The 16,202-nt window shown below is 70.5% G+C and carries 16 protein-coding genes and 1 pseudogene; 6 read left to right on the top strand and 11 right to left on the bottom strand.

Translation table 11 applies throughout. From position 1 onward, the window contains the following. Positions 1-72: 72 nt before the first annotated feature. Complete coding sequence (locus ACIBU0_RS41065; RefSeq protein WP_398829122.1) at positions 73-1,377, bottom strand: DUF6986 family protein; 1,305 nt, start codon at positions 1,375-1,377, stop codon at positions 73-75. 203 nt (positions 1,378-1,580) lie between these two features. Between ACIBU0_RS41065 and ACIBU0_RS41060 the strand changes: the two genes are divergently transcribed. After that, positions 1,581-2,489 carry an endonuclease/exonuclease/phosphatase family protein gene (locus ACIBU0_RS41060; protein ID WP_398829120.1) on the top strand — a complete coding sequence of 303 codons (909 nt, stop codon included), beginning with the start codon at positions 1,581-1,583 and terminating at the stop codon, positions 2,487-2,489. Positions 2,490-2,562: 73 nt separating this feature from the next. Here the strand turns inward: ACIBU0_RS41060 and ACIBU0_RS41055 are convergent, their stop codons facing one another. The 4 genes from ACIBU0_RS41055 to ACIBU0_RS41040 all read right to left on the bottom strand — a co-directional run bounded on the left by ACIBU0_RS41055 (position 2,563) and on the right by ACIBU0_RS41040 (position 5,757). Further along, positions 2,563-3,525 (bottom strand): electron transfer flavoprotein subunit alpha/FixB family protein, encoded by a 963-nt coding sequence (locus ACIBU0_RS41055; RefSeq protein ID WP_398829117.1) that lies wholly within the window; start codon positions 3,523-3,525, stop codon positions 2,563-2,565. Positions 3,526-3,594: 69 nt separating this feature from the next. Beyond that, positions 3,595-4,383: an electron transfer flavoprotein subunit beta/FixA family protein gene (locus ACIBU0_RS41050; protein WP_398829115.1), complete on the bottom strand. Its 789-nt coding sequence runs from the start codon at positions 4,381-4,383 to the stop codon at positions 3,595-3,597. Positions 4,384-4,625: 242 nt separating this feature from the next. Next, entirely contained in the window at positions 4,626-5,135 is a 510-nt protein-coding gene (locus ACIBU0_RS41045; protein ID WP_398829113.1) for a flavin reductase family protein, read from the bottom strand. 208 nt (positions 5,136-5,343) lie between these two features. Continuing rightward, positions 5,344-5,757 (bottom strand): TlpA family protein disulfide reductase, encoded by a 414-nt coding sequence (locus ACIBU0_RS41040; RefSeq protein WP_398829319.1) that lies wholly within the window; start codon positions 5,755-5,757, stop codon positions 5,344-5,346. 76 nt (positions 5,758-5,833) lie between these two features. Here ACIBU0_RS41040 and ACIBU0_RS41035 point away from each other — a divergent pair, with 76 nt between their 5' ends. Together ACIBU0_RS41035 and ACIBU0_RS41030 are read left to right on the top strand one after the other, a co-directional pair. Then, positions 5,834-6,250, top strand: coding sequence for a DUF4395 domain-containing protein (locus ACIBU0_RS41035; RefSeq protein WP_398829111.1), 417 nt, complete (start codon positions 5,834-5,836; stop codon positions 6,248-6,250). A gap of 187 nt (positions 6,251-6,437) precedes the next feature. Beyond that, positions 6,438-7,166, top strand: a complete 729-nt coding sequence (locus ACIBU0_RS41030; RefSeq protein WP_398829109.1) for a lysophospholipid acyltransferase family protein — start codon at positions 6,438-6,440, stop codon at positions 7,164-7,166. A gap of 45 nt (positions 7,167-7,211) precedes the next feature. On the opposite strand, the gene ACIBU0_RS41025 is transcribed toward ACIBU0_RS41030, so the two are convergent. Next, positions 7,212-8,102 (bottom strand): SDR family oxidoreductase, encoded by an 891-nt coding sequence (locus tag ACIBU0_RS41025; protein ID WP_398829107.1) that lies wholly within the window; start codon positions 8,100-8,102, stop codon positions 7,212-7,214. A 169-nt stretch (positions 8,103-8,271) separates the two neighbouring features. Between ACIBU0_RS41025 and ACIBU0_RS41020 the strand changes: the two genes are divergently transcribed. Then, complete coding sequence (locus ACIBU0_RS41020; RefSeq protein WP_398829104.1) at positions 8,272-9,207, top strand: LysR family transcriptional regulator; 936 nt, start codon at positions 8,272-8,274, stop codon at positions 9,205-9,207. On the opposite strand, the pseudogene ACIBU0_RS41015 reads toward ACIBU0_RS41020, so the two are convergent. Both ACIBU0_RS41015 and ACIBU0_RS41010 read right to left on the bottom strand, forming a co-directional pair. Further along, positions 9,182-9,625: pseudogene (locus ACIBU0_RS41015) on the bottom strand (cytoplasmic protein); the annotation flags it as partial. The gene ACIBU0_RS41020 and the pseudogene ACIBU0_RS41015 overlap by 26 nt on opposite strands. Positions 9,626-9,640: 15 nt before the next feature. After that, complete coding sequence (locus ACIBU0_RS41010; RefSeq protein ID WP_398829103.1) at positions 9,641-10,213, bottom strand: transglutaminase domain-containing protein; 573 nt, start codon at positions 10,211-10,213, stop codon at positions 9,641-9,643. Positions 10,214-10,413: 200 nt separating this feature from the next. Between ACIBU0_RS41010 and ACIBU0_RS41005 the strand changes: the two genes are divergently transcribed. After that, on the top strand, positions 10,414-11,781 hold the full coding sequence (locus ACIBU0_RS41005; RefSeq protein WP_398829101.1) for a hypothetical protein: 1,368 nt from the start codon (positions 10,414-10,416) through the stop codon (positions 11,779-11,781). Here the strand turns inward: ACIBU0_RS41005 and ACIBU0_RS41000 are convergent. Genes ACIBU0_RS41000 through ACIBU0_RS40990 form a run of 3 tightly spaced genes read right to left on the bottom strand, consistent with a single transcriptional unit; the run spans position 11,778 to position 15,042 of the window. Continuing rightward, positions 11,778-12,848, bottom strand: coding sequence for a threonine aldolase family protein (locus ACIBU0_RS41000; RefSeq protein WP_398829099.1), 1,071 nt, complete (start codon positions 12,846-12,848; stop codon positions 11,778-11,780). The two genes, ACIBU0_RS41005 and ACIBU0_RS41000, sit on opposite strands and share 4 nt — an antisense overlap. Continuing rightward, on the bottom strand, positions 12,845-13,594 hold the full coding sequence (locus ACIBU0_RS40995) for an SDR family NAD(P)-dependent oxidoreductase (protein WP_398829097.1): 750 nt from the start codon (positions 13,592-13,594) through the stop codon (positions 12,845-12,847). The genes ACIBU0_RS41000 and ACIBU0_RS40995 overlap by 4 nt, the downstream gene beginning before the upstream one ends. Before the next feature lie 50 nt (positions 13,595-13,644). Continuing rightward, positions 13,645-15,042 (bottom strand): DUF6421 family protein, encoded by a 1,398-nt coding sequence (locus tag ACIBU0_RS40990; protein ID WP_398829095.1) that lies wholly within the window; start codon positions 15,040-15,042, stop codon positions 13,645-13,647. A 398-nt stretch (positions 15,043-15,440) separates the two neighbouring features. Between ACIBU0_RS40990 and ACIBU0_RS40985 the strand changes: the two genes are divergently transcribed. Next, positions 15,441-16,124: a glycerophosphodiester phosphodiesterase gene (locus tag ACIBU0_RS40985; RefSeq protein ID WP_398829093.1), complete on the top strand. Its 684-nt coding sequence runs from the start codon at positions 15,441-15,443 to the stop codon at positions 16,122-16,124. Positions 16,125-16,202 lie beyond the last annotated feature (78 nt).

Here is a 16,202-nt window from a genome sequence, read left to right as displayed (position 1 = left end):
GTCTTTGCGTCCGTACAGACTACGGGGCGGCAGTGACAACACCAGCCGCTGCGGGCCGTTGTGACCGGCCCGCTACTTGGCGGAGACCGTCAGGTCGCCGCGCCGGGGCGCCGCGAATCCCTCCAGATCGGCACGGGTCAGACCGGTCAGCCGGGCGACCTCGGCGATGTCGAGGGCACCGCAGTCCAGGCCGCGCAGCAGGTAGCCGCTGAGGGCCTTGGCGGTGGCGGGCTCGTCCATGACGTCGCCGCCCGCCCGGTTGGCGTACCGGGCGAGGCGGGCGGCCGCCTGCTCGAAGCCCTCGCGGTAGAAGGAGAAGACGGCCGCGTACCGGGTCGGGATGTGGCCGGGGTGCATGTCCCAGCCCTGGTAGTAGGCGCGCGACAGGGCCCGGCGCGTCAGGCCGTAGTGCAGTCGCCAGGCGTCGTGGACCTTCTCGGTCGGGCCGACCGGCAGGACGTTCGTCGAGCCGTCCGAGACGCGTACGCCGGTGCCGGCCGCCGCGACCTGCATGATCGCCTTGGCGTGGTCGGCGGCCGGGTGGTCGCTGGCCTGGTAGGCGGCGGAGACACCGAGGCAGGCGCTGTAGTCGAAGGTGCCGTAGTGCAGGCCCGTGGCGCGTCCCTCTGCGGCCTGGATCATACGGGCGACGGTGGCGGTGCCGTCGGTGGCCAGGATGGACTGGCTCGTCTCGATCTGGATCTCGAAGCCGATCCGCCCGGGTTCGAGCCCGCGCGCCTTCTCGAAGGCCTCAAGGAGCCGCACCATGGCGGTGACCTGCTCGGGGTACGTCACCTTCGGCAGGGTGAGCACCAGCCCGTCGGGCAGACCGCCGGCCTCCATCAGGCCGGTGAGGAAGATGTCGAGGGTGCGGATGCCCCGGTCGCGTACCGGCGCCTCCATGCACTTCATGCGGATGCCCATGTACGGGGCCGCCGTGCCGTTCTCGTACGCCTCGGCGATCAGCCGTGCCGCGCGGGCGGCCGCCTCGTCCTCCTCGGCGTCCGGGCGGGGGCCGTAGCCGTCCTCGAAGTCGACGCGCAGGTCCTCGATGGGCTCGCGCTCCAGCTTGGCCCGCACGCGCGCGTGGACGGGCTCGGCGAGTTCGTCGGACAGGCCGAGGACGGCGGCGAAGGAGGTGGCGTCCGGGGCGTGTTCGTCGAGGAGCGCGAGGGCCTTCTCGCCCCAGGAGCGGATGGTGTCGGCGGCGAAGACGTCGCCGGGGACGTAGACGGTGTGGACGGGCTGGCGGGTGCCGGGGTCTCCGGGGTAGCGACGCTCCAGCTCGGCGTCGACCGGCGCGAGGGAGGCGCTGATCTCCTCGCTGACGGCGCCCGCGAGGCTCGTCGCCACCTTCTCCTGCTGGCCCTGACCCATCCCACATCCTCCTGATTTCCGCTATCCGAAATCAACATTCCGTAGAACGAAGTTATCCGGGGACCTTCCGCTGGTCAACACCGTGTCCACGGGGAGCCACTCCCCCATCTCGCCATGTTCACGCCCATCTCAGGACGCGGTATCACACTCCCATACGCACGCCTCGCACGACTCGTCCGGCAGTTCCCAGCGAAGGAGCCCCAGTGCCGAACCACAGCCGAGTCACGCGCCGTCTGGGCCTGAAGGCCGCGTTGGCCACGGCGGTCACCGCACCCCTCTCCAGTACAGCACTGCCCACGTCCGCCGCCTCGGCGGGCGAGCGCCCGTCCCGCCGCCACCTCCAGGTGATGTCCTTCAACCTGCGCTTCGCGAGCACCACGGAGCCCAACAGCTGGGCCGTGCGCAGACCGGTGATGCGCGAGCTGCTGCGCCGCGAGGCCCCGCACGTCATCGGAACCCAGGAGGGCGTCTTCGCGCAGCTGCTCGACATCGACTCCGACCTCGGCCCGCGCTACGACTGGGTGGGAACCGGCCGACTCCACGGCAGCCGGGACGAGTCCATGGCGGTCTTCTACGACTCCCGCCGCCTGCGCCCGACCGAGTACGACCACTTCTGGCTCTCCGACACGCCGGGCGTGATCGGCTCCAACACCTGGGGCGCGGCCTTCCCCCGCATGGTCACCTGGGTCCGCTTCCGCGATCTGGCCGACGGCGGAGGAGAGTTCTACGTCCTCAACACCCACTTCGATCATGTGAGCAGGCGCGCGCGTGAACTCAGCGCCTTGCTCATCGCCGATCGGATCGCCGGCTTCGACCGCTCGTTACCGGTCGTGGTGACCGGGGACTTCAATGTCGCCGCCCACGAGGACACGGCGTACGACACGCTGCTCGGCGCCGGCCTCGTCGACACCTGGGACACCGCACGTGAGCGCAGCGCGCTGTATGCGACCTTCCACGGCTACAAGCCGCTGACGCCGAACGGCGACCGCATCGACTGGATCCTGACCACACCCGGCGTCACGACGCACCGGGCGACGATCAACACGTTCTCCGACGGCGGCCAGTTCCCGAGCGACCATCTGCCCGTGCAGGCGTCGCTGAGCCTGGGATGAGGAGCCCGGCACGAGCCGAGGCCCCCGTGACCGCCAGGACGGTCACGGGGGCCTCGATGCGCCCGGTTCGGGATCAGCCCTTGCGGGTCTTGATCTCCTCGGTGAGCTGCGGGACGACGTCGAAGAGGTCGCCGACCACGCCGAAGTCGACCAGCTCGAAGATCGGGGCCTCGGCGTCCTTGTTGATCGCCACGATCGTCTTCGAGGTCTGCATACCGGCCCGGTGCTGGATCGCGCCCGAGATACCGGAGGCGATGTACAGCTGCGGGGACACGCTCTTACCGGTCTGGCCGACCTGGTTGGTGTGCGGGTACCAGCCCGCGTCCACCGCGGCACGCGAGGCACCGACGGCCGCACCGAGCGAGTCGGCGAGGGCCTCGATGATCGCGAAGTTCTCCGCGCCGTTGACGCCACGGCCACCGGAGACCACGATCGCGGCCTCGGTCAGCTCCGGACGGCCCGTCGACTCACGCGGCGTACGGCCGGTGACCTTGGTGCCGGTGGCCGCGGCCGAGAAGGTGACGGACAGGGCCTCGACGCTGCCTGCGGCCGGGGCGGCCTCCACGGCGGCCGAGTTCGGCTTGACCGTGATGACCGGGGTGCCCTTGGAGACACGGGACTTGGTGGTGAACGAGGCGGCGAAGACCGACTGGGTGGCCACCGGGCCCTCGTCGCCGGCCTCCAGGTCGACGGCGTCGGTGATGATGCCGGAGCCGATGCGCAGCGCCAGACGCGCGGCGATCTCCTTGCCCTCCGCGGAGGAGGGGACGAGGACGGCGGCCGGGGACACGGCCTCGACCGCGGCCTGCAGGGCGTCGACCTTCGGCACGACCAGGTAGTCGGCGTACTCGGACGCCTCGTGGGTGAGGACCTTGACCGCGCCGTGCTCGGCGAGGGTCGCGGCGGTGTCACCGGCGCCGTTGCCCAGCGCGACGGCCACGGGCTCGCCGACACGGCGGGCCAGGGTCAGCAGCTCCAGGGTGGGCTTGCGGACGGCACCGTCCACGTGGTCGACGTAGACGAGAACTTCAGCCATGGGAATGCTCTCCTGCGAATTGCGAAGTCTGAAGGGCGGTAAGGGGATCGAGCCTCGGGAGAGGTCCCTTTAGATGAACTTCTGGCTCGCGAGGAACTCAGCGAGCTGCTTGCCGCCCTCGCCCTCGTCCTTGACGATCGTGCCGGCGGTGCGGGCCGGGCGCTCGGCCGCGGCGTCCACGACGGTGTAGGCACCCTCGAGACCGACCTCTTCGGCCTCGATGTCCAGGTCGGACAGGTCCCAGGACTCCACCGGCTTCTTCTTGGCGGCCATGATGCCCTTGAAGGACGGGTAGCGCGCCTCGCCCGACTGGTCGGTGACCGACACGACGGCCGGCAGAGAGGCCTCGAGCTGCTCGGAGGCGGCGTCGCCGTCCCGGCGGCCCTTGACGGTGCCGTCCTCGACGGAGACCTCGGACAGCAGGGTGACCTGCGGGACGCCCAGACGCTCGGCGAGCAGGGCCGGTACGACGCCCATGGTGCCGTCGGTGGAGGCCATGCCGGAGATGACCAGGTCGTAGCCGGCCTTCTCGATCGCCTTGGCCAGCACCAGGGAGGTGCCGATGGCGTCGGTGCCGTGCAGGTCGTCGTCCTCGACGTGGACGGCCTTGTCGGCACCCATGGACAGCGCCTTGCGCAGCGCGTCCTTGGCGTCCTCGGGGCCCACCGTCAGGACGGTGATCTCCACGTCGTCGTCGGAGTTCTCGGAGATCTGCAGCGCCTGCTCGACCGCGTACTCGTCGAGCTCGGAGAGCAGACCGTCCACGTCGTCCCGGTCGACGGTCAGGTCATCGGCGAAGTGCCGGTCGCCAGTGGCGTCGGGCACGTACTTCACGGTGACAACGATCCTCAAGCTCACGCCGGCTCTCCTACTGCGTCGACATTTCTCTGCTGCCTACTTGCAGGCAGCATAGGCGCCCCAAGTGGCCGTTCCCGCTCGGGGCGACCGGCGCTCCGAGCGAAATATTACTCGTCAGTACACCCAGTTCATGCCCGCTAAGCAAGCGCTTTGAACTGTGACCTTTGCAACGCAGCGTAATCGGAATTCGACGGCTTCGCAGAACGGCGGAGCGGCTGATCGGTCACATCGGTCCGGTGAGGTCAGTCACGCAGGCCGTTGAACCGGCCCTGGTGGTACAGAAGCGGACGTCCGGGGCCGGCGGGGTCACCGAGGAGGACCTCGGCCAGCACGATGCGGTGATCGCCCGCGGGCACGCGCGCCACGATCCGGCACACCGTCCAGGCCAGGACGTCGTCGAGGAGGGGGACGCCCTCGGGGCCCTCGCGCCAGGCGGTGGGCGGGCCGAAGCGGTCGGCCCCGCTGCGGGCGAAGGTGGCGGCCAGCTCCTGCTGGTGCTCGCCGAGTATGTGGACGCCGACATGGCCCGTCCCGGCCATCGCCGGCCAGCTGGAGGCCCCGGTGCCGATGCCGAAGGAGAGCATCGGCGGGTCGGCGGAGACGGAGGTGAGGGAGGTCGCGGTGAAGCCGACCGGGCCCGTCTCGCCGCGCGCGGTGATCACGGCCACTCCGGCGGCATGCCGCCGGAAGACGGAGCGGAGCAGGTCGGGAGAGGCGAGCTGGGCGGTGCCGAGGCCGGAGGTGGCCGTCATGGAGTTGTCCTTCTGCGAGGGGAGGCGTGCGGACCGTGAGCTGTTCAACAGCCCGGACAGCGCGCGCTCGCGGTGCGGACCAGGTCGACGTGGGCCCGTCCGAAGAGAAGGAGTTCCTCAGGCATACGGTCAGGCTGACGATAGGTGGTGCGCACAGTCAAGTAGGTCCCAGCATGTGGGAGGTGACTCACCCTCTGGTCACGGCCCTTCAGACGGCCTCCCCCAGTGCGGCGATCACGTCCGCCTTGCGGGGCTGCCCCGTGGCCCTCCGTACGACGTTGCCGTCGGCGTCGAGGACCAGCACGGTCGGCGTCTTGAGGATGTCCAGCCGGCGGACGAGGTCCAGATTGTCCTCGGCGTCGAGCTCGACGTGGGTCACACCCGGGACCATGCCGGCCACCTCTCCGAGCACGCGCCGGGTGGCCCGGCAGGGCGCGCAGAAGGCGCTGGAGAACTGCAGGAGCGTGGCACGCTCGCCCAACTCCCCGCCCAACTCGGCAGCCCCGAGCCGCTTTCCGTCGTCCCGCCCGCGCACCCGTACTCTCCCGCTCCGCCGCCGCTGCAGCACTCCGTAGGCGCTCGCCGCCGCCAGCACCACCACGCACACCACCAGTCCGGTCATCACCTGCTCAAGCATTCACGAGACTGCAAAGATTCCCGACTCCCCGGAAGCCTTTCCGTTGCGGAATGCTTGATTCATGGACATCGATGTGAGGGGGCCGCGCTTCGGAGCGGCCGTGACGACCGTGGTGCTCGCGGTCGTGCTGGTCACCGGCAGCGCCTGGCTGCTGGCCTGGCAGACGCTGGCGTTCGCGCTGGGCGCGGCGGGCGGGGTGGGCCGTTCGCCGTACGGCTGGCTGTTCCGCAGGGCGGTACGTCCGCGTCTGGGGCCGCCGACCGAGTTCGAGGCACCCGAGCCGCCGCGGTTCGCCCAGGCGGTGGGGCTGGTCTTCGCGGTCCTCGGGCTGGTCGGGTACACGCTCGGTCCGGCCTGGCTGGGCCTCGCCGCCACCGGGGCCGCACTCGCGGCCGCCTTCCTGAACGCCGTCTTCGGGTACTGCCTGGGGTGCGAGATGTATCTGCTCGTACGGCGGTTGGCGGTGCGCGCCGGGTAAAGGCGGCCTCAAACAGCGAGGTGGATCACGGGGTGACGTGACGAGGATCTCGCCGTTCCCCGGCACTTGGGCTTGGCCCTCGGGCGTTCTTGGGGCACGATCTGCGACATGCCGTAAACCTACGGCTGCGTAACTTTCCCACTGGGAGCCTCCTTCCCAGGCAGAGAAGGAAGGGTCCAACCCGTCCATGGCAGAGCTTGTCTACCGCCCCGTCGTCGGTTTCGCCCAGACCCTGTTCAAGGTGTGGGACCTCAAGATCGACTGCAAAGGGTCGGAGAACATTCCGCGCTCGGGCGGCGCCGTGCTGGTGAGCAACCACATCAGCTATCTGGACTTCGTCTTCAACGGGCTGGCGGCGCTCCCGCAGAAACGTCTCGTTCGCTTCATGGCGAAGGAATCCGTCTTCCGGCACAAGATCTCCGGTCCGCTGATGCGGGGCATGAAGCACATCCCCGTGGACCGCAACCAGGGCGAGGCGGCGTACACCCATGCGCTGGACTCGCTGAAGTCCGGCGAGGTCGTGGGGGTGTTCCCGGAGGCCACGATCTCGCAGTCGTTCACGCTGAAGAGCTTCAAGTCGGGGGCCGCGCGGCTGGCCCAGGAGGCCGGCGTGCCGCTGATCCCGATGGCCGTGTGGGGGACGCAGCGGCTGTGGACCAAGGGCCACCCGCGCAACTTCAAGCGGAGCCACATCCCGATCACGATCCGGGTCGGCGAGGCGATCGAGGCGTCGAAGGACAAGTACGCGGGCGCCATAACGCGTCAGTTGCGCGAGCGTGTCCAGGAGCTGCTGGAGGCCGCCCAGCGCGCCTACCCGGTGCGCCCGAAGGACGCCGACGACACCTGGTGGATGCCGGCCCACCTCGGCGGTACGGCACCGACGCCGGAGCAGGTCCGCGAGGCCGAGGCCCGCTGAGCCCGGGGATCCGCCGGCGTCGGTCGAACGCCGCCGGCGCCCGCGTCAGTTGAAGTAGTGGCCTGCTTCCAGGTCCGCCAGGAGCCCCGGCCGCGTGGGCTGCCAGCCCAGCAGCTCGCGGGTGAGCGCGCTGGAGGCAGGGCCGTCCGCCGCGAAGACGGTGCCGAGCCAGCCGAAGTGGCCCACCGCCTCCTCCCGTGGGACGGAGGTCACCGGTAGATCCAGGTGGCGGCCGATGGCCTCGGCGATGTCACGCACCGGGACGCCTTCCTCGTCGACGCCGTGCAGCCTGGCGCCCGCGGGCGCCGCCTCCAAGGCCAGCCGGTAGAGGCGGGCGGCGTCGACGCGGTGCACGGCGGGCCAGCGGTTGGCGCCGTCACCGGGGTAGGCGCAGACGCCCTTCTCGCGGGCGATCTCGATCAGGCGCGGGACGAAGCCAATGCGGTCGCCCTCGCCGTGCACCTGCGGCAGGCGCAGCACCGAGACACGGACGCCCCGCTCGACGAACGCCAATGCGGCCTGCTCCGACTTGCGGGGCAGGGCATGCGTTCCCGGGTCGGCCACGTCCTCCTCCGTGGCGGGGCGGCCCGACGCGAGGAACATGGCGCCGGCGGTGACGACGAGGGGGCGGTTGCTGCCCACAAGGGCCTCGCCCATCGCCTCGATGGCCCGCTGATCGGCCTGTGCGGCGGCCGGGTACCTCGAGAAGTCGTGGATGAACGCCAGGTGGGCGACGCCGTCCACCGCGGCCGCCGCCTCCCGGAGGCCGTCGGCGTCGTCGAGGTCGCCCCGGTGCACCTCGGCACCGGCCTCCTTCAAGGCTGTGGCGGAGCGGTCCGACCGAGCCAGACCCAGGACCTGATGTCCGGCCTCCAGCAGGTCGCGGACGACTGCGGACCCTATGAACCCGGTCGCGCCGGTGACGAAGACACGCACAGCAGAGCACTCCTTCAGCAAGGGAAGTCAGCAGGCCCGGACGATTCCGGGCCGGTGACTCCACCCTGCGAGCACGAGGCACCCCGGGTCCAAGTCCCATTTCGCAGCACGCCATACGTTTCGGGCATCACCGCAGCCCACGGGCCGCGATGAGGCGTACGTTGGAGAAATGCCCCAGTCGCCACAGCCCCCGCCGGACCTCGATCTGCGCCTCGTGCGCTACTTCACGGTCGTCGCCGCGCATGGCCACTTCGGGCGCGCCGCCGAGGAACTGCGCGTCGCCCAGCCGTCGCTGAGCCGGCAGATCCGCCGGCTGGAGCAGGAGCTGGGCGTCCGCCTGCTCGACCGCGCCCCACGAGGCACCCGGCTCACCGAGGCCGGCGAGGTCTTCCTGCCCCGCGCGCGGGCCCTGCTGCGGTCCGCCGCCGAGGCCGCGGCGCGCACCCGGGCCGCGGCCCGGCCCAGCAGGTTCACGGTCGGCTACACCACGACCCTCATCGTCACCCCGGCCGTCCGCGCCCTGCGCCGCCGCTGTCCCGACGCCGAGGTGCACGCCGTGCACCTCCCCTGGGACGACGCGCATGCTGCTCTGCTCGACCATCGGGTGGACGCGGTGGTGACGCGGCTGCCGCTGGCGACCGACGGGCTGGAGGTGACGGTTCTCCACGAGGAGCCGCGGGTACTGATGGTGCCGCTGGATCACCGGCTGGCCGGCAAGGAGTCGGTGACCCTGGACGACGTCGCCGACGAGCCCATGCCGCGGGTGCGGGACCAGCGGATCTGGAACGCCTACTGGCGCATCGATCCGCGGCCCGACGGCAGCCCGGCTCCGGACGGTCCGCTGGTGGAGGCCATGGAGGACAAGTACGAGCTGATCGCCGACGGTCAGGCGGTGGCGATCGTCCCGGCCACCCCGCGGGTGCACACCGTCCGCCCCGACCTGACGACGGTTCCCCTGGAAGGCGTCGAGCCGAGCCATGTGGTGCTGGCGACGCGTGCCGGGGACCGCAGCCGGCTGGTGGCGGACTTCCGCAGGTGCGCCCGGGACACGCTCGGCCGCCCGGACGGTACGACTGCCGTCACGACGCCGCAGAACGCACCGTGATCCGCACGGCGGGGCTGAACTTCCCGAGCAGCTCGGCGAGTTCGGCCAGTTCGGCCGCCGCGTCCTCGGTCTCGGCGACCGGCATCGGGGCCATGCCCTTCAGCAGGAAGATGCCGGAGGTGGTCTGCTCGGTGAGCCGGGTGCGCGGACCTCGGCGCGAGTTCCAGCGGGGGTGCTCCACGATCTCCTCGCCGCCCGCCCGCGGGATGAGGTGGGCGACGCTGATGGCGTCGTAGACGTCGACGAGGACGTTGATGCGAGGCAGCCCGGCCACCGCCCGGGCCCGCTTGGCCAGCGCCCCCGCCGAGTTGCGCGTGCGCGACGGCTTTGAGCCGAACGCCGTGTACACCTCCCGCCAGGCCGCCAGGTGCGGGTCCTCGTGCGGGGCGCGCCCGGCACGTGCGCCTCCGCGGCGCGCGAGTCATCGCCTGCCTCAGAGCGCGGTGGGGAGCGTCTTCCACAGGTACGGCCGGTCGGGGGCGGCCTTCAGGGCGCCGAGGACGGCCGGGTGCGGTTCCGCGTACAGGACCGGGTAGTCCAACTCGTTGGACTCAGGGTGGGGCGTGAAGGCGAGCTGCTCACCGTCGAGCGAAAACTGGGCGTCCACGCCCGGTTTGTTGCCCCGCGGATCCTGCCGGTGCCAGGCGCCGTTGAACCGCACGGCGACCAGGCCGTGCACCACCTCGAGCTTCTGGTAGCACAGCGCGGTCGGGATGTCCTCGGCGCGCAGCAGGGCGGCCAGGGCGTGGGCCTTGGCGTAGCAGATGCCGGTTCCCTGCGCCAGGACGTCGGAGGCGCGCCAGGTGACACGGGGGTCGCCGGAGTCCTGCGAGTGCGGAATGGTGTCCCGCACGAACTCGAACGCCACCCGCGCATAGTCATACGAGTCCACCACACCGTCGGCGAGCTTGGCGGCCGTCTCGCGGACGAGCGGATGATGATGGTCGATCACCTCGTCAGCGGCCAAGTAGGCGGACAGGTCTGCGGTTTCCTGGATCATCTGCATGCCCGCAGAGCCTAGGTTCCGACCCGGGATGCGTCAATGAATTTTCCGATCACTGCATATCTATGCATTCGTGGGTCGGGCCTGGTCCGCTGAGCGACGCGAGAACGGCCGAACATCGCCGCAACCGGACGCCCGGCCACAACCTCTGCCCCCCGCCGCGGGTCTCGGCCACGGACCGGTTCATCGAGAAGGGGGAACTCATGAAGCATCGCCTGCTCGCAGCCGCGCTCGTCGGCTGCACCCTGACCGCGGTCGGGATCGGGCCCGCGCATGCCGTGTCCGACCAGTTGTGGATCAGCGCTCCGTCCGACACGGTGCTACCGGGGGAGGACGCGGCCGGTAACGCGCCCGAGCGCACCCTCGCGGTGCGGGTCGGCCACGACAACACCGAGCACGGGGTCCCTGCCGGCCGACTGACCGTGGACGCGAGTGAGATCGCCTCCTTCGCGCACGTGTCGTGGCCCGCCAACTGCACGCCCGAATCGGCGCTCAAGGCCGTCTGCGACTTCCGGGACCTGCCGGCCGGGACGGACGGCGTGCCGGCGGCCCTGCTCGGACTGCGCGCGCTGCCGGACGCGGACATCGCCGCCTCCGGGCACATCCGCTACACAGCCACCGCCGGGGAACTGACCGCGTTCCCGGCCGAGACCCGGATCACCCTGGGCAACGGCCCCGACCTCGGGCTCAGTCAGGCCGACGACCAGCGAGACCTCAGGCCCGGCACGAACACCCAGGTACGGGCTACGGTCGCCAACAGCGGCAACCGCGCCGTGGACCGTACGCTGCTGTGGCTCAACGCGTCGTACGGGCTGCGGTTCAAGGAGCGGCACTCCAACTGCGAGTACCAGGAGCACGCCACCGGCACATCCGCGCTCTGCGTGCTGGACGAGGCGGTCGCTCCGGGCGAGCAGTACACGTTGGTGACCGCGCTCCGCGTGGGGCGCAACGCGCTGTACGAGCGGTTCGACCACTCCGTCCTGCCGTACTCGGACGAGGCCCTTGAGGAGGCCCGCGGCGACGGGACGTGGACGCCGGGAACGGGCGCCGAGCTGGACCTGCGCCCCGTGGCAGCGCAGCGGGCCGCCGCCGGGGAGGAGGACCTCGATCTGTCGGACAACTACCGGGCCGTCGTCCTGGACGCCAGGAACACCGCCGACCTGAAGCTCATCGGCAGCAAGGTGCGCGGGGCCGCCGGGGACACGGTGACCGCCCCGGTCACCGTGTACAACCGTGGCCCGGCCTGGGTGGCGTCACTCGGCGCAGGCGCGGCCGTGGCCACCGTCCGGTTCCAGGCACCGGAGGGCACCACGGTCGTCGGCCTGCCCGAGGAGTGCGGGCCCCTGTCGGAGCCCGAGGAAGGGGCGTCCGCGCCGGCCTACTTCTGCAGGACGCCGATCTACCTGCACGACAAGGCGTCGTACACGATGGACGTACAGCTGCGGATCGACAAGGTGGTGCGTGGAGCACGCGCCACCGTCGAGACCCTCAACGACGACCCCGAGCTGCCCATCAGGACGTTCGACCCGAACCTGCGCAACAACCGGACGGAGATCGTCGTGAACCGCTAGCGCGCCATCTCCTCCTTCAGCGCCGCCACGAACGCGTCCACGTCGTCCTCGGTCGTGTCGAAGGCGCACATCCAGCGGACGACACCGGCCGCCTCGTCCCAGAAGTAGAAGCGGAACCTCTTCTGGAGGCGTTCGCTCACGTCGTGCGGGAGCTTGGCGAAGACGCCGTTGGCCTGCACCGGGTAGAGGATCTCCACGCCGTGCACGGCGCGCACACCCTCGGCGAGCCGCTGGGCCATCTCGTTGGCATGGCGGGCGTTGCGCAGCCACAGGTCCTTGGCCAGCAGCGCCTCCAACTGCACCGACACGAAGCGCATCTTGGAGGCGAGCTGCATGGACAGCTTGCGCAGGTGCTTCATGTGGCGGACGGCGTCCTGGTTGAGGACGACGACCGCCTCGCCGAACAGGGCGCCGTTCTTCGTGCCGCCGAGGGAGAGGAGGTCGACGCCGGCCGCGTCGGTGAACGTCCGCATCGGCACGTCCAGGGATGCGGCGGCGTTGGCTATCCGGGAGCCGTCCAGGTGCACCTTCATGCCGTGCGCGTGGGCGTGCTCACAGATGGCGCGGATCTCGTCCGGCGTGTAGAGGGTGCCCAGTTCGGTGCTCTGGGTGATCGAGACGACCTGCGGCATCGCACGGTGCTCGTCGTCCCAGCCGTACGCCTGCCGGTCGATCAGCTCGGGGGTGAGCTTGCCGTCGGGTGTCGGCACGGTGAGCAGTTTCAGCCCGCCGACCCGCTCCGGCGCCCCGCACTCGTCGACGTGGATGTGGGCGCTCTCGGCGCAGATCACCGCGCCCCAGCGGTCGGTGACCGCCTGGAGCGCGACGACGTTGGCGCCGGTGCCGTTGAAGACCGGGAACGCCTCCGCGGTGGCGCCGAAGTGGCTGCGGATGATCCGCTGGAGGTTCTCGGTGTAGTCGTCCTCGCCGTAGGCGACCTGGTGCCCGCCGTTGGCCAGGGCCAGGGCGGCGAGCACCTCCGGGTGGGCGCCGGCGTAGTTGTCACTGGCGAAGCCGCGGACGTCCGGGTCGTGGTGGCGCCGGGCGTCGGTCTTCGGAGGGTTCACGGCTTCTCGGTCAGCCACAGACGGTTTCCGTTCACTTCGGCGGCGGGCTTGTCCCAGACGTCGACGATGGCCTCGGCCAGGTCCTTGACGTCCGTGAAGCCCGCGAACTTCGCGTTGGGCCGCTCGGCGCGCATCGCGTCGTGCACCAGCGCCTTCACCACCAGGATGGCAGCCGCGGACGTCGGGCCCTCGGGCCCCCCGGCCTTGCGGAAGGCGTCGGCCAGCGCGAGCGTCCATGCCTCGGCGGCGGCCTTGGCGGCGGCGTACGAGGCGTTGCCCGCGGTCGGCTTCGAGGCGCCGGCGGCGCTGATCAGCAGGTACCGGCCGCGCTCGCTGCGCTGCAGGGCCTCGTAGAAGGCCAGCGAGGTGTGCTGCACGGTGCGGATGAGCAGCAGCTCCAGGAAGTCCCAGTCGTCGAGGCTGGTCTTGATGAAGGTCTCGCTGCCGCGCCAGCCGCCTACGAGGTGGACCAGGCCGTCGATGCGGCCGAAGTCCTTCTCGATGTGCGTGGCCCAGTCGCGGGTGGACTGCAGGTCCAGCAGGTCGACCGGTTCGCCGGTGACCGTCGCGCCGCCCGACGCGTAGCGGGCCGCGTCCACGGCCTCCGCGAGCCGCTCGGGGTCATTGTCCGCGGCGGCGACCGTCGCGCCCGCCTCGGCCAGTCGCAGCAGCGCCGCCCGGCCGGCGGGTCCACCCGCACCGGCCACCGCGATCACCGCACCGCTGAGAGCTCCGTTCCCCGCCATCTTCTTCGCCTCCTGAGCAGACTGAGCAGTGTTCCGGGTGTCGCGGTCGCTCACGCGGCGACCCGCTCGGCGCTGTCCGCGGTGATGCCCTTGGCGGAGGCGATCACGTTCTTCAGCTTCTTGGACAGGGCCTCATAGAACATGCTCAGCGGAAACTCGTCCGGAAGCACGTCATCGACGAGCTTGCGCGGCGGCTGGGTCAGATCCAGGGCATCCGGGCCCTTGGCCCAGCGGGAACCCGGGTGCGGGGCGAGGTAGGTGGAGACGAGCTCGTAGCCCGCGAACCAGTGGACGAGCTTGGGGCGGTCGATGCCGTCGCGGTACAGCTGCTCGATCTCGGCGCACAGCTGGTTGGTGACCTGCGGGGCGCGCTGCCAGTCGATGAACAGCTTGTTGTCGGTCCAGCGGATGACGTCGTGCTTGTGCAGGTAGGCGAAGAGCAGCTGGCCACCGAGGCCGTCGTAGTTGCGGTTGCGGTCGCCGGTGACCGGGAAGCGGAACATGCGGTCGAAGAGCACCGCGTACTGCACGTCACGGGCCTGCTGGACGCCCTCCGCCTCCAGCTTCACGGCCTCCTTGAAGGCGGTGAGGTCGCAGCGCAGCTCCTCCAGGCCGTACATCCAGAACGGCTGGCGCTGCTTGATCATGAACGGGTCGAACGGCAGGTCGCCGTGGCTGTGGGTGCGGTCGTGGACCATGTCCCACAGCACGAACGCCTCTTCGCAGCGCTTCTGGTCGTGGACCATCGCGGCGATGTCCTCGGGCAGGTCGAGGCCCAGGATGTCGACCGCGGCGTCCGTGACGCGGCGGAAGCGGGCCGCCTCGCGGTCACAGAAGATACCGCCCCAGGAGAAACGTTCCGGCGCCTCGCGCACGGCGATGGTCTCCGGGAAGAGCACGGCGGAGTTGGTGTCGTAGCCGGCCGTGAAGTCCTCGAACTTGATGCCGCAGAACAGCGGGTTGTCGTAGCGGGTGCGCTCCAGCTCGGCCAGCCAGTCGGGCCAGACCATGCGCAGCACGACCGCCTCAAGGTTGCGGTCGGGGTTGCCGTTCTGCGTGTACATCGGGAAGACGACCAGGTGCTGGAGGCCGTCAGCGCGGTTCGCGGCGGGCTGGAAGGCCAGCAGCGAGTCCAGGAAGTCCGGCACCTCGAAGCCGCCCTCGGCCCAGCGGATCAGGTCCTTCGCCAGGGCCGCGTGGTAGTCGGCGTCGTGCGGGAGCAGCGGGGAGAGCTCCTCGACGGCCTCCACGACACGCCGTACGACCGCCTCGGCGTCGGCGCGCTCGGGCGCACCCTCGGCCTCGAAGTCGATCGACCCGTCCTTGGACTGCCATGGCCGGATCCGCTCCACCGCATCCTTGAGCACCGGCCACGCCGGGTGCTCGACCACCCTGGTCGCGGGAGGAATCCGCTCCTCCGAAGCCGCCTGCACAAGAATTTCCGTCATGTCCCATCCTCCACGGGAGAACCTCGCGTCAGCAGACCGTATACATACGAGGTTTCTCCCAGCAAGTAGAGCCTCGGGAAATTATCCTGCCCATCACCTTGGTCACCGAACTTTTTCCTGCCGGATGCCGCGACGACGCATACTCCGGCGTCGTGTGGGCATACGCGAAATCCGGACAGAGGCGGGCCGCGGCGGCCGGTCAATCCCCGCAGGACTCGCCCACGCGAGGGTGACCGCCCCGGGGCGCGGGAACCAGACACGGCATGTCCGCCGCCGCAAACGCGGTGCACACGTGGGGTTCATCACGCCCCCGGGCCACTAGGCTGCGGCTGCCGCGCGAACAGTCCGCTCCGGTTTGCGCGTGAGCCGAGCCGCCGTCGACGGAAGCGAGTTGAATCTTGAACTTCCTTACCATCGGTCACCGCGGAGTCATGGGTGTCGAACCCGAGAACACCCTCCGTTCCTTCGTCGCGGCCCAGCAGGCCGGCCTCGACGTCATCGAACTCGATCTCCACCTGAGCAAGGACGGCGCCCTCGTCGTCATGCACGACACCGACGTGGACCGCACCACCGACGGCACCGGCCCGATCGCCGACAAGACGCTCGCGGAGCTGCGCGCCCTGGACGCGGGCCGCGGCGAGCGCGTCCCGGTCTTCGAGGAGGTCCTGGACGCCGTGCGGTCGCCGCTCCAGGCCGAGATCAAGGATGTCGCGGCGGCACGGGCGCTCGCCGAGGTGATGAACGACCGGGATCTGGTCTCCCGGGTCGAGGTGTCCTCGTTCCACGACGACGCGGTCGCCGAGATCGCCCGCCTGGTGCCCGGCGTCCGGACCGCCCTGATCGCCAGCCGCTACGGCACCGACATCGTGGACCGCGCCGTCGAGGCCGGTGCGGCGACCGTCTGCCTGAACATCCGCCGGCTCACCCTGGAGGTCGTGGAGCACGCCCGCAAGGCGGACCTGAGGATCATCGGCTGGGTGGTCAACACGCAGGACCACCTGCGTCTCGTCCGGGCCCTGGGGCTGGACGGCGCCACCACCGACTACCCGGAGATCAAGCGCACCGGCCGCTTCACGGCGTGAGCGCTCCGCTGGGTGGTGCCATGGGCAGTGCCACCTTGTGCCGTCGATCGTCTGCGGCGCCGTTGCGGCTGGTCGCGC

The sequence above is a fragment of the Streptomyces sp. NPDC049627 genome, from assembly GCF_044465645.1.
In the GTDB taxonomy this organism is placed as follows: Bacteria; Actinomycetota; Actinomycetes; order Streptomycetales; family Streptomycetaceae; genus Streptomyces.
This window is presented reverse-complemented; position numbering and strand designations above follow the sequence as displayed.

Coding starts and splice junctions, on each gene's coding strand:
- ACIBU0_RS41040 (WP_398829319.1), bottom strand. CDS start 5,757: ATGACCGGACTGGTGGTGTGCGTGGTGGTGCTGGCGGCGGCGAGCGCC.
- ACIBU0_RS41035 (WP_398829111.1), top strand. CDS start 5,834: ATGGACATCGATGTGAGGGGGCCGCGCTTCGGAGCGGCCGTGACGACC.
- ACIBU0_RS40990 (WP_398829095.1), bottom strand. CDS start 15,042: ATGACGGAAATTCTTGTGCAGGCGGCTTCGGAGGAGCGGATTCCTCCC.
- ACIBU0_RS41045 (WP_398829113.1), bottom strand. CDS start 5,135: ATGACGGCCACCTCCGGCCTCGGCACCGCCCAGCTCGCCTCTCCCGAC.
- ACIBU0_RS41065 (WP_398829122.1), bottom strand. CDS start 1,377: ATGGGTCAGGGCCAGCAGGAGAAGGTGGCGACGAGCCTCGCGGGCGCC.
- ACIBU0_RS41030 (WP_398829109.1), top strand. CDS start 6,438: ATGGCAGAGCTTGTCTACCGCCCCGTCGTCGGTTTCGCCCAGACCCTG.
- ACIBU0_RS41005 (WP_398829101.1), top strand. CDS start 10,414: ATGAAGCATCGCCTGCTCGCAGCCGCGCTCGTCGGCTGCACCCTGACC.
- ACIBU0_RS40995 (WP_398829097.1), bottom strand. CDS start 13,594: ATGGCGGGGAACGGAGCTCTCAGCGGTGCGGTGATCGCGGTGGCCGGT.
- ACIBU0_RS41010 (WP_398829103.1), bottom strand. CDS start 10,213: ATGCAGATGATCCAGGAAACCGCAGACCTGTCCGCCTACTTGGCCGCT.
- ACIBU0_RS41055 (WP_398829117.1), bottom strand. CDS start 3,525: ATGGCTGAAGTTCTCGTCTACGTCGACCACGTGGACGGTGCCGTCCGC.
- ACIBU0_RS41020 (WP_398829104.1), top strand. CDS start 8,272: ATGCCCCAGTCGCCACAGCCCCCGCCGGACCTCGATCTGCGCCTCGTG.